This window comes from Actinoplanes subglobosus (assembly GCF_042650585.1).
GTDB lineage: Bacteria > Actinomycetota > Actinomycetes > Mycobacteriales > Micromonosporaceae > Actinoplanes > Actinoplanes subglobosus.
This window is the reverse complement of sequence record NZ_JBHSBL010000012.1, coordinates 124226-138715: the sequence shown is the minus strand read 5'-3', so window position 1 is coordinate 138715 and position 14490 is coordinate 124226. Positions and strand designations below refer to the sequence as shown.

Genomic DNA, 14490 nt, shown 5'->3' with positions numbered 1-14490 from the left:
GAACGACCGCTAAGGAGATGTCGTGAGCACGGGATCCTCGCCCCTGGCTGCGCGACGTGGCCTTCGGAGCCAGCGCCGGCCGCGGCTTCGCGTACGACTCGCCGGAATGCTGGTCCTGCCCCTGATCGCGGTGGCCGGTGTCTCCTCGATGCGTCTTCTCCAGGTCGGCCAGGAGGCCAGTGACGCGGAGCGCGTCGCGCAACTCGCCGAGCTGGGCACCGAGATCTCCAACCTCAGCCGCCTGCTGCACGACGAGCGGATGGCCGCGATCGAGTTCCTGGCCACGCCGTCCGGGCGGGACACCCGGTTCCGCGAGGCGATCAAGGCGGTGGACGCGCAGGCGGAGGCCTTCCACGCCGACCGCATCGTGATCGTCTCGATCCCGGAGCGTGTCGAGACCCGCCTCACCGCGATCGAGACCCAGCTCGGCAGTCTGACCGACCTGCGGGCCTCGATCGGCGCCCGCAGCGGGACCGGCCCGGCCGACGCGGCCCAGCGCTACGGCGCGGTCCTGGCCGGTCTGACCGGCTACGAGAACCTGCTCAGCCAGGTCGCCGAACGCGGCGAGGTCGCCGACAGCCTGCGTACGGTAGCCGCGTTCACCGAACTGGAGAGCGCCGCCACCGAACAGGCCGCGCTGGCGTATGTCGCCCGCGCCACGAACAGTCTGGACGCCGAGCGGCAGCGGGCACTGATCGCGGCACAGTCCACCCGTACCACCGCTCTCGCCGATCTGCGCGAGGTGGCGACCCGTGACCAGATCGCCCAGATCGACTCGGTCCTCGCCGACGAGGCGATCGCCCGTGCCGACGAGCTGACCACCCGCCTGACCGGTGACCGCGCGGTCGGCCTGGCCGAGGTGTCGGACGCGTTCGGCGACGTGACAGTACTTCTCCGTGGCGCCGAGCGGCAGTTGGAGGAACAGGCCGTCGCCGTCGCCGGGAACGAGCGCACCTCCACCACCCGCCTGGCCACCGTCGAGTTCATCACGGTGCTGGTGATCCTGATCGCGACCGTCACCATCGCCATCTACCTCGGACGGTCGCTGCTGCTCTCGGTGCGCCGCCTCCGTGAGGGCGCGCTCGCGGTGGCCAGCCGGGACCTGCCCGAGGCGGTCAGCCTGCTGCAGGACGTCGAGAGCCTGGGTGAGGGCGGTGTCGAGCGGATCGTCTCGCACAGCCGCGACCCGATCATGGTCGCCGACCGCGACGAGTTCGGTGAGGTGGCCGAAGCCTTCAACATGGTGCACCGGGAGGCCATCCGGGTCGCCGCCGAGCAGGCCGCCCAGCGGATCAGCCTCTCCACCATGTTCCTCAGCCTGGCCCGGCGCAGTCAGTCGCTCGTCGACCGGATGATCGGCGAGCTCGACCAGATCGAGCGGATGGAGGAGGACCCGAAGCGGCTCGCCCGCCTCTTCGAACTCGACCACCTCGCCACCCGGATGCGCCGCAACGACGAGAACCTGCTGGTGCTGGCCGGCGCCGAGGTCGGCACCCCACGTCGCGAGGACGCCCTGCTGATCGATGCGCTGCGGGCGGCCCAGTCCGAGGTGGAGCTCTACCACCGGATCGAGTTCGGCACCGTCGACACCGATGTGCTGATCTCCGCGGCCGCCGTCAACGACGTGGTCCGGCTGATCGCCGAGCTGCTCGACAACGCCACCCGCTTCTCCGCGCCGGACACTGTGGTGATGGCGCACGCCGGGCGGAACGCCGACCACGCGATCGTCCGGATCGAGGACCGTGGCCTGGGCATCTCGGGTGAGCAGATGGACCAGCTCAACATCAAGCTCAGCGAGCCGGCCGCGGTCGACGTGTCGGCGTTCCGGCTGATGGGTGTCGCGGTCATCGGGCGGCTGGCGTCGCGCCACGGCATCCGTGTCCAGCTGCGGCCCGGCCCGGACGGCGGCACGATCGCCGAGGTGGCGCTGCCGGGCGACATCATCGTCATGCCGGGGGAGCCCAGTGTCCTGCCGCCGCGAGCGGCCAGCTGGACCCGGCCCGGCCCGCCGCCTCAGCTCCCGATCGGGATCCCGCGCAGCCCGGAGGCACGGCCGATCGTCCGTACCGCGCCACCGCCCGCCCCGGCCCCGGTACGGGCGGCGCATCCGGGCGTACCCATGTCCGAATTGGATCTTGAGCCGACGCCGAATCGCCCGCCGTTGCCGACGCGGGTTCCCAAGTCGGTGGACACCGCGCCCACGTCGCCACCGGTGGTCCCGCCTCCCCTCGCACCGGTGCCTTCGCCGATCCAGCCGGTGCCTTCGCCGATCCAGTCGGCGCCTTCGCCGATCCAGATGGAGATGCAGCCCACCTGGCTCATCGATGACGACGACGAGGACGCAGGCGTGCAGGCCGACTCGCGCGGCATGCCGACGGCGGGGTACGCCCCGCCGCCGACCCCGGTGACCGTTTCCGCCCCTCCGGCCCCGACCTCTGCACCGCCGGCTCCGACTCCGGCCCCGGCCCCGGCGCCGCAGGCCGTTCCGAAGCCGCGCCCGAACGGCGACGAGCGCTGGCGGACCGCGGCCGACGAGGGCTGGCATCTGGCCAGGGCGGCGTCCGACCCCAAGGACGCCGGCACCACCCGTTCCGGGCTTCCCAAGCGGATTCCTCAGGCTCAGCTCGTTCCCGGCGGGGTGGAGTCGGCCCCGCGCGCGCAACAACGTCGTAGTCCCGATGAGGTTCGCGGGCTGCTTTCCGCGTATCACAGGGGAGTGCAACGAGGGCGGACGGACGGCGTTGCCGAAACCGCCGCGGCAACACAGGCTCCTAAGGAGAACAAACAGTGACCAGGCCCCCCACCATGCACGACATGGGCTGGCTGCTCAGCAACTTCGCGGACAGCGTCGCGGGAATCGCGCATGTGATCGCGGTCTCCGCCGACGGGCTGCTGCTGGCCTCGTCCCGCGATCTGCCAGGCGATCGGGCCGATCAGCTCGCCGCCATCACCTCCGGCGTGGTCAGTCTCACGGACGGCGCGTCGCGGATGTTCAACGCGGGCGCGGTTCAACAGACCATCATCGAAATGGACAGCGGCTATCTTTTCCTGATGTCCATCAGCGACGGTTCGTCGATGGCGGTCCTGGCGGCGCGCAGTTGCGACGTCGGTCAGGTCGGCTACGAGATGGCCCTGCTGGTGGAGCGTGTCGGTGCGGCCCTGTCGCCAGCGGCGCGCGAGGCCGTCAGCCACTAGTCGCCGGGGTAGTTCGCCCTGGCGGAGACGAGGTGACCGCGACATGACACAGCCGCACGATCCCCGGGGGAACCTGGTGCGGCCGTACGCGGTCACGCGCGGCCGGACCGAACCGATCCGGGACATCCCGATCGAGGCGCTTCTGGCCGCGAGTCCGGCGGCCGTCCAGGAGGCTCGATTCGCCGGGCACGACAAGTACCGCATGGCAGTGCTGTGTGAGCCGAAAGCAATATCGCTCGCCGAGCTCGCCGCGCACACCCGGTTACCACTGGGGGTAACCCGGGTGCTCGTCGCCGACATGGTCGCCGACGGATTGCTTCAGCTGCACAGTGCCGCTCCCAAGACCGGTTTCACGGAGCGGATGGACCTGCTGGGAAGGGTGTTGGGTGGACTTCGCAAGCTCTGAGGAGCGGACGCGACCGCATCCCACTGAGATCACCTCCGCGAAGATCGTGGTCGCGGGTGGTTTCGGTGTGGGTAAGACGACTCTCGTCGGTGCGGTCTCCGAGATCGAGCCACTCACCACCGAAGCGGTGATGACGGTGGCCGGTCAGGGGATCGACGACGCCTCCAAGGTGCCGGAGAAGGGGAGCACCACGGTCGCCATGGACTTCGGCCGGATCACCATGGCCGACGACCTGATCCTCTACCTCTTCGGGACCCCGGGACAGACACGCTTCTGGTTCATGTGGGACGAGCTGATCCGGGGTGCGGTCGGCGCGGCCGTGCTGGTGGACACTCGCCGGCTCACCGACGCGTTCGCGCCTCTCGACTACTTCGAGAACCGGCATCTGCCGTACCTCGTCGCGGTCAACTGCTTCGAGGGCGCGCCGCGTTACGAGGCGGAGGAGGTCCGCGAGGCGCTGGCCATCCCGGCCCGGGTGCCGCTGGTGATGTGTGACGCTCGCCACCGCGACTCGGTCAAGGCCGTGTTGATCAGTGTGGTCGAGCACGCGATGGCGACGTTGGTGGCCGAGCACGAGCGGGCCACACCGGTCGGCTGACCGGGGCTCACAGAGGTATGCGGTAACCGCGTTTGACGACGGTCTGCACGACTCCGGGAACGGCCAGGCCGGCCCGGAGCCGTGCGACCGCCATCTCGACGGCGTGCTCGTCGGCGCCGCGGGGCAGGGCCTGGAGCAGTGCGGCGCGGGACAGGACCCGGCCGGGCGAGGTGGTGAGCGCCCGGAGGACCGCCATCGGGGCGGGCGCCAGCGGGCGCAGCTCGCCGTCGACCACCGCGGCATGGCCGCGCAGGGTGATCGAGTGTCCGGACACCTGGAGGGTCACGGCCCGCTTCGGCAATTCATCGACGATGGTACGGACCAGCGCGCTCAGCCGTGCTCGGCCGGGAGTGACGACCGGGATGCCCTGACGGCGTAACGGAGCTGAGGTGACGGGGCCCACACAGGCGGCCATCACGTCGTCGCGCAGAGCCTCCAGCAGGGTGTCGGTGCCGGCCCCGGCGGCGCGCAGGACGGCCTGGACGGCGGCGGCCGAGGTGAACGTCACGGCGTCGACCAGGCGGCCCATGATCAGATCAGTCAGCCGGTGCAGTGGCGCCGGGTCGGTCGGCGGCGCCCAGCGGTAGACGGGCAGCTCGATGACACGGGCACCGGCCGACTCCAGCGCCTCCGTGTACTCCGGCTGGCTCTCGCCGTGCAGCTGCATGGCGACGGTCAGGCCGGCGACGCCACGGGCGGTCAGGTGGTCGACGACCTCCTCGTAGCCCTCGCCCTCGGGGGACCACTGGTCGTGCAGCCCGGCGGTGCGGACCGCGGCCCGCGCCTTCGGACCGCGGGCCACCAGGTAGGCCCGGGAGAGGACCGCGCGCAGCGGCTCACCGAGCCCCCAGTTCTCCGCGGCCTCCAGCCAGCCGCGCATGCCGATGCCGGTGTTGACCAGCACGATGTCGGGTGGGGTGTCGAGGCAGGCGCGGGTGGCGGCCCGCAGCTCGGCGTCGTCGGCGATCGGGACGATCCGCAGGGCCGGTGCCAGCACCACCCGGGCGCCGCGCGCCTCCAGGAGGGTGGCCAGCTCGTCCTTACGCCGGTCGGCGGTCACGCCGATGGTGTACCCGGACAGGGTGGCTGCCGGCTCGGCCAGGGCGGCCGCCGTCAGAACCGCCCGCCGGGCGCCCGGGACCCGGTCGGTCATCCGATCCCCGGGCCGAGAAGTCGCGGCGTGGCCGAACGGTCCACCGAAGGGCACGCTCGAAGCCCGCCGTCCTCAGCGTAGACCCGCTCCCACGTCACGCTTGCGTTCCTCGCCATGCCTCCGTCCGGGGCACGCCGCGACTCCTCCTCATCGAACCGGCGAGCCGGCTCGATGAACACCGTCAGGTCCGTCCTCAACCCTGACGGTGGTCTCTCCATGGTGCGCCGGAAGGCGCGGCTTCGGCCAATGCCGGGCCGCGTCGTCCTGAGGTCCGCACCGTTGGCCATGCACCGAAGCGTGCCGGGGTGGAATTTCCTACGAGCGTCCCATTTGTTTCGAGCCTGCTAAGTCAGTCGCGACCCGCTGCGGGTGGCCCCGTGGTGCGGAGTATGCTGGTCTCGTTTGGAGTTCATCGGGCTGAGGGTTTGCAACCAGAACCTTCGCCGGATGTTTTATGCCCTGAACACTGCCTGTTTTGACCACGCGCCGCGCAGCCGGGTATTGTTGCCTGCTGTTGTGCGACTGATGCGAGTGGTCCCTCTGCGGGGTTGCTTGACGCATCTGCTCGATGCGGCCAGCGCGCACCCCCAGACCGACGACGAGACAAGGTAATTCTGTGCGTACGTACAGCCCGAAGCCGGGTGAAATCGAGCGTCAGTGGCACATTATCGACGCTTCTGACGTCGTTCTGGGTCGCCTGGCCACCCACACCGCGAACCTTCTGCGTGGCAAGCACAAGCCGACGTTCGCCCCGCACGTCGACACCGGCGACTTCGTTGTGATCATCAACGCCGGCAAGGTCGCCCTGACCGGCAACAAGCGGCAGACCAAGGTCGCCTACCGCCACTCGGGTTACCCGGGTGGTCTGAAGCAGGTCGGCTACGAGGAGCTGCTCACCAAGCGCCCCGAGAAGGCGATCGAGCTGGCCGTCAAGGGCATGCTCCCGCACAACAAGCTCGCGCGGCAGATCATCAAGAAGCTGAAGGTCTACCCGGGCGCCGAGCACCCGCACGCCGCTCAGCAGCCCCAGCCGTTCGAAATCAAGCAGATCGCGCAGTGAGCGCGGGAGAAGGCAGCAGCATGTCCGACATCATCGAGCCCGAGGTCGTCGAGAACGTCGAGGCCGTTGCTGAGACCGCCGAGACCGTCGAGACCGTCGAGGAGCCCGCTGAGGCGGTCGCCGTCGTCGAGACTCCCGCTCCGGCCCCGGCCCGCCTCACCCGTCCGGGCGGTCGCCCGATCCAGACCGTCGGCCGCCGCAAGGAGGCCATCGTCCGGGTGCGCCTCGTGCCCGGCAACGGCAAGATCACCTGCAACGGCCGTGACCTCGAGAACTACTTCCCGAGCAAGGTCAACCAGCAGCTCATCCGCGAGCCGCTGGTGACCGCCGAGCGCGCCGAGCAGTTCGACGTCGTCGCGAACCTCCGTGGTGGTGGCATCACCGGCCAGGCCGGCGCGCTCCGCCTCGCCATCGCCCGTGCCCTCATCGAGAGCGACCCGGACGACCGTCCCGCTCTGAAGAAGGCCGGCTTCCTGACCCGTGACGCCCGGGTCAAGGAGAGCAAGAAGTACGGCCTCAAGAAGGCCCGTAAGGCTCCGCAGTACTCGAAGCGCTGATCCTGCGCCTCGGTCTGTATCGACGGCCGAGTACGTCCCTCTTCCGGGGGATGTGCTCGGCCGTCGATGTTTGCTTCGCCTCCCTCCCCAACTAGCCGTTCCGGTACTCGTGACCAGCCGAACGCTGATGCAGGCTTGAGGTCGCAATCACCGGTGAAAGGAAGCCGCCATGGGGCGACTCTTCGGCACGGACGGCGTTCGCGGCCTCGCGAACGGCGATCTGCTCACTCCGGAACTGGCCCTGTCGGTCGCTGTAGCGGCCGCACGGGTGCTGGTCGAGACGGACGGCAGCCACCCGCCGCTCGCCATCGTGGGGCGTGACCCCCGGGCCAGCGGTGAGATGCTGGAAGCCGCCGTCGTCGCGGGGCTGGCCAGCGCCGGTGCCAACGTGGTCCGGGTCGGAGTGCTCCCCACCCCGGCCGTGGCGTACCTGGTCGGTCAGACCAACGCCGACCTCGGTGTGATGATCTCCGCGTCGCACAACCCGATGCCCGACAACGGGATCAAGCTGTTCGCGGCCGGGGGCACCAAGCTCCCCGACGAGCTCGAGGAGCTCATCGAGAAAGCGGTCGAGGACGGCCACGGACTGGTCGGCCGCCCCACCGGTGCCGGGATCGGCCGGGTCAACGACCTGCTGGACGGCGCTGAGTACTACATCAAGCACCTGGTCGAGTCGATCCCGCACCGCCTCGACGGGCTCAAGGTCGTCGTCGACTGCGCCAACGGTGCGGCCAGCGAGGTCGGGCCGGTGGCCTACCGGGAGGCCGGTGCCGAGGTCATCGCCATCCACGCCGAGCCCGACGGGCTCAACATCAACCTGGACTGCGGGTCCACCCACCTGGAGTCGGTCCGCGAGGCGGTCCTGCGCGAGGGCGCCGACCTCGGCATCGCCCACGACGGCGACGCCGACCGCTGCCTGGTCGTCACCGCCTCCGGCGAGGTCGTCGACGGCGACCAGATCATGGCCATCCTGGCCCTGGCCATGCGCGACGCCGGCACCCTCACCGACGACACCCTGGTCGCCACCGTGATGAGCAACCTGGGCCTGCGGATCGCCATGAAGCAGTCCGGCATCCGGCTGCTGGAGACAAAGGTCGGCGACCGGTACGTGTTGGAGGAGCTGCAGAACGGCGGTCTCGCCCTCGGCGGCGAGCAGAGCGGGCACATCGTGATGCCGGCCTTCGCCACCACCGGCGACGGCGTCCTCACCGGCCTGCACCTGATGTCCCAGATCGCCGCGTCCGGCAAGTCCCTCGCCGATCTGGCCGCCGTCGTGCACAAGCTGCCGCAGGTGCTGATCAACGTGAAGGTCGGCAACCGTGATGCCGGTGCCGCCGCCCCGACCGTGCAGGCGGCCGTCGCGCTGGCCGAGAACGAGCTCGGTGAGACCGGCCGGGTGCTGCTGCGGCCCTCCGGCACGGAGCCGCTGGTCCGGGTGATGGTCGAGGCCGCCACCGAGGACCAGGCACGCGCCGTGGCCGAGCGGATCGCCGACGAGGTCCGGGCGGCCAGCCCCGTCTAAGCCTGGCCCTTGAGCCTGCGCACCGCCTCGTCGATCACCTCGGGGCGCTTGCAGAAGGCGAAGCGGATGAGGTGCCGGCCCGCGTCCTGATGGTCGTAGAAGACCTGGGTCGGCACCGCCACCACCCCCGAGCGGGCGGGCAGCGCACGGCAGAACTCGATGCCGTCGGTCCCGCCCAGCGGCCGGATGTCGGCGGTCACGAAATACGTCCCGTCGGACGGGAACACCCCGAACCCGGCGTCGAGCAGTCCGGCCGTCAGGCGATCCCGGTTCGCCCGCATCCTGGCGTTGAACTCGGTGAAGTACGCGTCCGGGAGCCTGAGCGCGACCGCCACGGCCGGCTGCAACGGCGAGGCGTTCACGAACGTCAGGAACTGTTTGACCCGCTGCACCGCGGAGACCAGTCGCGCGGGCCCGGTGGCCCAGCCGACCTTCCACCCGGTACAGGAGAAGGTCTTGCCCGCCGACGAGACGCGCAGCGTGCGGTCACGCATCCCGGGCAGGGTCGCGAGCGGGATGTGCTCGCCGCCGAAGACCAGGTGCTCGTAGACCTCGTCGGTGACGGCGAACACGTCGTGCTCCTGGCAGAGGTCGGCGATCAGTGCCAATTCCTCGCCCGAGAAGACCTTTCCGGTCGGGTTGTGCGGGGTGTTGAGCAGCGCCAGCCGGGTGCGCGGCCCGAACGCCGCCCGCAGCGCCGCCTCGTCGAACTCGTACCGCCCGCCCGTTTCCGCCGGCCGCAACGTCACCGGTCGGCGGACCGCACCGGCCAGCGTGATCGAGGCGGCGTACGAGTCGTAGTACGGCTCGAAGCACACCACCTCGTCACCCGGCTCACAGAGCGCCAGGATCGCGGCCGCGATCGCTTCGGTGGCCCCGGCAGTGACCACGACCTCGCTGTCCGGATCCCGCTCCAGCCCCCAGAACCGCTGCTCGTGCTCGGCGATTGCGTGGCGCAGCGCGGGGATGCCGGCCAGCGGAGGGTACTGGTTGGCGCCGGTGGCGAGCGCCTCCGCCGCGGCGGCGAGCATCTCCGGTGGGCCGTCGGTGTCCGGGAAGCCCTGGCCGAGGTTGACCGCCCCGGTCCGGACCGCGAGCGCCGACATCTCGGCGAAGATCGTCGTGCCGAACGGGCGCATCCGCGTGACGAGCGGATCCGCCGGAGTCGAGGTGGTCACCGTGCTCCCTGCATGCCGTGGTGTCGAGGTCAGTAGAGGACGAGCTCGTAGCAGTTGGCCGTGGCCAGGCCACCCTCGGCGGTCTTCTCCGCGACCTGTTTGCCGTCGACGCTGGCCCGGCAGCTGATCGAACCGGACTCGATGCTGCTGCGCACGGCGATCACCGAGACCACCGACGGGCTCTTCATGGTGGTCGTGATCTTCCACGGCAGGGAGGCGTTGCCGACCCGCTTGGGCGCGCCGTCCAGCTTCTCCATGTAGATGATCTCGGCCGGCCCGTCCCCGGTGACCTCATAGGTCACGGTGATCTCCTTGCCCTCGCCGAGACCCGGGATGTCGGTCGGCAGCGCCGGCAGGTCCGGGAAGTCGGTGGGCAGGGCGGGGAGATCGGGCGCGTCGGTGGGCAGCGCCGGCAGGGTCGGGTCGTCGAGCGGCTGGGTGACGTCGTCGACCGTCTTCTCGACGGTGTCCCTGGCCTTCCCGACCAGGATCACCGAGGCGGTCACCACACCGCCGCAGAGCAGCAGCGTGACGGCGAGGACCAGGGCGATCAGCGGCATGTTGCTGCGACGCGGCGGGCGGGGTGCCGGGCCGTACCCGGGCGGCTGACCGTAGCCCGGCGGCGGATAGCCGGTGTTCGGGTCGTAGGGCGGCTGCGGAGGATAGCCCGAGCTCGGGTCGTAGGGCGGCGGCTGCGCGTAGCCCGTGTGGGGGTCGGGGCCGACCGGCGGGAACTGAGCGGTCGGCGGATAGTCCGGCGGCGGTGTGAACTGGGGCGGCCGGGGTGGCTGCCGGGGCTCGCTCGGATCGCTCATCTTTCCTCCCGGTGGGGGCACCGCCTTCCGACGGTACGCCAGCGACGCACGGAGGGGATCACTCACCCATCTGGACCTTGCGCGTCACCGAGGTGGTCGAAGTATCCTTCCGATCAAGTCGCGTGCTCGAAAGTGGCCCTCCCGAGCAAGACGGATGAGCGAAAGTCGGTTACGCTGCCCGTCATGTGTGGCATCGTGGGATACGTAGGCAGTCGCCCGGCGTTGAGCATCGTCATCGACGGACTCCGCCGTCTTGAGTACCGCGGTTATGACTCCGCGGGCGTCGCCATCATCGACAATGGCCTGGTCAAGACCGAGAAGAAGGCGGGAAAGCTCGCCAACCTGGAGAAGGCACTCGCCGAGCGGGCCGGGGACGGCATCGAAGCCGGCGTCACCGGGATCGGCCACACCCGCTGGGCCACGCACGGCGGCCCCACCGACCGCAACGCGCACCCGCACGTCTCCGTCGACGGCCGGGTCGCCGTCATCCACAACGGCATCATCGAGAATTTCGCCCGCCTCCGTGTCGAGCTCGAGGCGACCGGCGTCGAGTTCCGGAGCGACACCGACACCGAGTGCGCGGCCCACCTGCTCGCCGCCGAGATGCGCAGGCTGCGCGAGTCCGGTGCCGAGGACGGGCCGGCCCTGCTCGCCGAGGGCATGCGGCGCGTGGCCAACCGGCTGGAAGGCGCTTTCACCCTGCTCGCCGTCGACGTCGACGTGCCCGACGCGGTGGTCGCCGCCCGGCGCAACTCGCCCCTCGTGGTCGGCCGCGGCAACGGGGAGAACTTCCTGGCCAGCGACGTCTCCGCCTTCATCGAGCACACCCGCGAGGCGATCGAGCTGGGCCAGGACCAGGTGGTCCTGATCACACCGGCCGGCATCGAGATCACCGGGTTCGACGGCACGCCGGCCACCGGCACCGAGTTCCACATCGACTGGGACGCCTCGGCCGCCGAGAAGGGCGGCTACGAGTACTTCATGCTCAAGGAGATCGCCGAGCAGCCGCAGGCGGTCGCCGAGACGCTGCTCGGCCGGCTCTCCGAGCGTGGCGAGATCATCCTGGACGAGGTCCGCCTCACCGACCAGGACCTGCGTGACGTCGACAAGGTGTTCATCGTCGCCTGCGGCACCGCTTACCACGCCGGCATGGTCGCCAAATACGCCATCGAGCACTGGGTGCGCATCCCGTGCGAGGTGGAGCTGGCCAGCGAGTTCCGTTACCGCGACCCGATCCTGGACCGGTCCACTCTGGTCATCGCGATCAGCCAGTCCGGCGAGACCATGGACACCCTGATGGCGATCCGGCACGCCAAGGAGCAGAAGGCCCGCGTCCTGGCCATCTGCAACACCAACGGCTCCACCATCCCGCGCGAGTCCGACGCCGTCCTCTACACCCACGGTGGCCCGGAGATCGCCGTCGCCTCCACCAAGGCGTTCCTCACCATGCTCGTCGCCTGTTACCTGATCGGCCTGCACCTGGCCCAGATCCGTGGCGTGATGTATGCCGACGAGGTCGCCGCCGTGGTCTCGCGCCTGCGCCGGACCCCGGACAACCTGCGTGACCTGCTCGGCCGGATGGAGGAGGTGCGGGCCCTGGGCCGGGACCTCAAGACGGCCTCGACGATGCTCTTCATCGGCCGGCACGTCGGCTTCCCGGTGGCGCTGGAGGGTGCGCTCAAGCTCAAGGAGCTCGCCTACATCCACGCCGAGGGTTTCGCCGCCGGTGAGTTGAAGCACGGGCCGATCGCGCTGATCGACAAGGGCACCCCGGTGGTCTGCGTGGTGCCGTCCCCGCAGGGCCGCGGCGTGATGCGGGACAAGGTCGTCTCCAACATCCAGGAGGTCCGCGCCCGTGGCGCCCGCACCATCGTGATCGCCGAGGAGGGCGACGAGGACGTCCGGCAGTTCGCCGACCACCTGATCTACGTGCCGCACACGCCGACGCTGCTCGCCCCGCTGATGACCACGGTGCCGCTGCAGATCCTCGCCTGTGAGATCGCGTCGGCCCGCGGTTACGACGTCGACCAGCCCCGCAACCTGGCCAAGTCGGTCACCGTCGAGTGACCGGCCGCTGAGGCGCCGGCTCACGGCGTCCCGCCCAGGGTGATCCGGGCGAGGGCGTCGAGGGCCGGCTCGCCCCGGTCCCAGTAACCGAGGTGGCCGGCGTCGAACTGGCTGGAGAAGACGCGGGCACCGAAACCGGGCTCACTCGGGTCGCGGCCGAACCACAGATGCTTGCGCCCGTCCGGCAGCACGTCCTTCGGCGCGACCGCGAACCGGATCGGGTCGGTGAACGAGGTCGTCGCCCACACCCGGTCGGCGGGGAACCGCAGCTCGGACGCCGAGTCCACGCCGACGCCGGGTGAGCCGACGAAGACCACGCTGTCGGCGGCCAGCCCACCGGCGGCGGCCGCCTCACCCACCACCAGCGAGCCGTAACTGTGCCCCAGGACCGTCTGATGCGCCGGCAAGCCCTCGTGGGTGGCCCGCAGCGCCTCCTGGAAGCGGATCAGCTCCGGAGCGCCGGCCCGCGCCGGACGGTCCGAGGCGGCCTCGTGCACGAAATCCGGGGCGTCGTAGTCGAGCCACAGCACGGCGCTCGCCGACTCCGCCGGGCCCAGCTCACCGGCCCGCACCGCGACCCGCTCGGCCCGGGTCAGCTCGCCGCCCAGCGATCTCAGATCCGATGTCATGCCGGGGACGTGGGTGAGGACGTGGGCGGAGCGGTCCGGGTCGCCGAGGGCGACCACGGCACGGCCCTCACCATCGAGACCCAGGCCGATCAGGTACGCCCGGGGCGCACCCTCCTCCTCCAGGCGCGCGGTCAGCCGGTCCAGCCCGTCGCGCAGGTCACGGACCCGGTCGCGGTCGGCGCCGGCGGCCCGCATCCGGTCCAGCGCGAGCCGGGCGTCGTCGAGCAGCAGCCGGTTCGCGATGTCGCGGTCGGCGACCGGGATGCCGTCGGCACCGGCGAACGCGGCCGGTGAGGTGACCAGCAGCCACGTGCGCTCGGCCGGGGAGAACCGCTCCCACCAGCTCCGGACCTCGCCGGGCGTGGCGGTGCACGGCGGGAGCGTGGCCGGGGCCGGGGGCGGTGGGATCTCGGCCAGGGCGGTGAGCCTGGTGCTGGCGGTGCGGTCGGCCTCGGCGGCGAGGGCCAGGGCGCTCGACAGAGCACCGGTGACGGCTCTGACCGCCTCATCCGTGCCGGGGTGGCCGTGGACCGTACCGTGATCATCGATTTTCAAGCCTGAACCTCGCGCTGTCGCGCATGCCCGGTCCAGAAGCGCGCGGGCCCGGCCGAGGGCCGCGGCGAACTCGCAGAGGGCCTGATCGGCCCGCCAGCAGACCACACGGAAGAACGCCGCGTGGCGGCGCAGTTCGCCGAGCCGGGCCAGGGCGGCCTCGGCCGCCGCGCCGGACCAGGTGCCCCGCAACCGGCTCAGCAGGGTGCCGAACTCGGTACCGAGGGCGCCGGCCAGGGCCGCCCACCGGCGCCAGGAGAGCGCGGTGGCCAGCCAGCGGGCCGGATCGGTGGCGCGGAGCCGGGCGTAGGTGACCGCGGGTGAGTCGACAGCGTTCATCGGCCCGCCCGGGTGCCGCCGAGGCGGGTGGCCGCCCGGGCGTCGGCCTCCTCGTAGGCCACGGCGGAGGCTTCGATCCGGGACGCTGTCTCGGTGGTGTGATGGCCGATCAGACGCACCACGCGGCGGGCGGAATCGGCGGCGAGCGTGGTGGCGGCGGTGGTCGCCCAGTGTGGGGCCGCGTCGGCGACCGGGGCGGAGGCGGCGGCACCGGTGACCCGGTCGGCGAAGGCGGCGATGGCCGTCGCGTCCCGGTGCAGGCCCGCGGTGTCGACCTGGAAATCAGGATTCATCGGGCAAACCTCCTGGGGGGGGCGAGGGGATGCGACGACGTTAGAGGCCCGCGAGGGTCGCCCGGGACGGCCTGTGGACGACCGTCCACAGGCCTTGCGCCCGCAGACGGCGTCCTGATAGGCGGG

The 14490-nt window shown here is 71.0% G+C and carries 13 protein-coding genes; 8 read left to right on the top strand and 5 right to left on the bottom strand.

Annotated features, from left to right (window positions below):
- The first annotated feature begins 106 nt into the window (after positions 1–106).
- Genes ACFO0C_RS11615 through ACFO0C_RS11600 form a run of 4 tightly spaced genes read left to right on the top strand, consistent with a single transcriptional unit; the run spans position 107 to position 4199 of the window.
- Positions 107–2791 carry a sensor histidine kinase gene (locus ACFO0C_RS11615; protein WP_378066601.1) on the top strand — a complete coding sequence of 895 codons (2685 nt, stop codon included), beginning with the start codon at positions 107–109 and terminating at the stop codon, positions 2789–2791.
- Positions 2788–3195: a roadblock/LC7 domain-containing protein gene (locus ACFO0C_RS11610; protein ID WP_317788663.1), complete on the top strand. Its 408-nt coding sequence runs from the start codon at positions 2788–2790 to the stop codon at positions 3193–3195. The genes ACFO0C_RS11615 and ACFO0C_RS11610 overlap by 4 nt, the downstream gene beginning before the upstream one ends.
- A 43-nt stretch (positions 3196–3238) precedes the next feature.
- Complete coding sequence (locus ACFO0C_RS11605) at positions 3239–3601, top strand: DUF742 domain-containing protein (protein ID WP_378066600.1); 363 nt, start codon at positions 3239–3241, stop codon at positions 3599–3601.
- Positions 3582–4199 (top strand): GTP-binding protein, encoded by a 618-nt coding sequence (locus tag ACFO0C_RS11600; protein ID WP_378066599.1) that lies wholly within the window; start codon positions 3582–3584, stop codon positions 4197–4199. The genes ACFO0C_RS11605 and ACFO0C_RS11600 overlap by 20 nt, the downstream gene beginning before the upstream one ends.
- 7 nt (positions 4200–4206) lie before the next feature.
- On the opposite strand, the gene ACFO0C_RS11595 is transcribed toward ACFO0C_RS11600, so the two are convergent.
- Positions 4207–5352 carry a uroporphyrinogen-III synthase gene (locus tag ACFO0C_RS11595; protein WP_378066598.1) on the bottom strand — a complete coding sequence of 382 codons (1146 nt, stop codon included), beginning with the start codon at positions 5350–5352 and terminating at the stop codon, positions 4207–4209.
- A gap of 616 nt (positions 5353–5968) precedes the next feature.
- Here ACFO0C_RS11595 and rplM point away from each other — a divergent pair.
- The 3 genes from rplM to glmM all read left to right on the top strand — a co-directional run bounded on the left by rplM (position 5969) and on the right by glmM (position 8491).
- Positions 5969–6412 (top strand): 50S ribosomal protein L13, encoded by a 444-nt coding sequence (gene rplM / locus ACFO0C_RS11590; protein ID WP_014440773.1) that lies wholly within the window; start codon positions 5969–5971, stop codon positions 6410–6412.
- Between the two features lie 20 nt (positions 6413–6432).
- The gene (gene rpsI, locus ACFO0C_RS11585; RefSeq protein ID WP_378066597.1) at positions 6433–6969 is read left to right on the top strand and encodes a 30S ribosomal protein S9; all 537 of its coding nucleotides are present in this window, start codon (positions 6433–6435) and stop codon (positions 6967–6969) included.
- 169 nt (positions 6970–7138) lie between these two features.
- On the top strand, positions 7139–8491 hold the full coding sequence (glmM, locus tag ACFO0C_RS11580; protein ID WP_378066596.1) for a phosphoglucosamine mutase: 1353 nt from the start codon (positions 7139–7141) through the stop codon (positions 8489–8491).
- Here the strand turns inward: glmM and ACFO0C_RS11575 are convergent.
- A complete protein-coding gene (locus ACFO0C_RS11575; protein ID WP_378066595.1) occupies positions 8488–9669 on the bottom strand; it encodes a pyridoxal phosphate-dependent aminotransferase in 1182 nt (393 codons plus the stop codon). The genes glmM and ACFO0C_RS11575 overlap by 4 nt on opposite strands.
- Before the next feature lie 29 nt (positions 9670–9698).
- Positions 9699–10484, bottom strand: a complete 786-nt coding sequence (locus ACFO0C_RS11570) for an MmpS family transport accessory protein (RefSeq protein ID WP_378066594.1) — start codon at positions 10482–10484, stop codon at positions 9699–9701.
- 183 nt (positions 10485–10667) lie between these two features.
- Between ACFO0C_RS11570 and glmS the strand changes: the two genes are divergently transcribed.
- A complete protein-coding gene (gene glmS, locus ACFO0C_RS11565) occupies positions 10668–12551 on the top strand; it encodes a glutamine--fructose-6-phosphate transaminase (isomerizing) (RefSeq protein ID WP_378066593.1) in 1884 nt (627 codons plus the stop codon).
- 20 nt (positions 12552–12571) lie between these two features.
- Here glmS and ACFO0C_RS11560 read toward each other — a convergent pair whose 3' ends face one another.
- The gene (locus tag ACFO0C_RS11560; protein WP_378066592.1) at positions 12572–14071 is read right to left on the bottom strand and encodes an alpha/beta hydrolase; all 1500 of its coding nucleotides are present in this window, start codon (positions 14069–14071) and stop codon (positions 12572–12574) included.
- The gene (locus ACFO0C_RS11555; protein ID WP_378066591.1) at positions 14068–14364 is read right to left on the bottom strand and encodes a hypothetical protein; all 297 of its coding nucleotides are present in this window, start codon (positions 14362–14364) and stop codon (positions 14068–14070) included. The genes ACFO0C_RS11560 and ACFO0C_RS11555 overlap by 4 nt, the downstream gene beginning before the upstream one ends.
- Between the last annotated feature and the right edge of the window lie 126 nt (positions 14365–14490).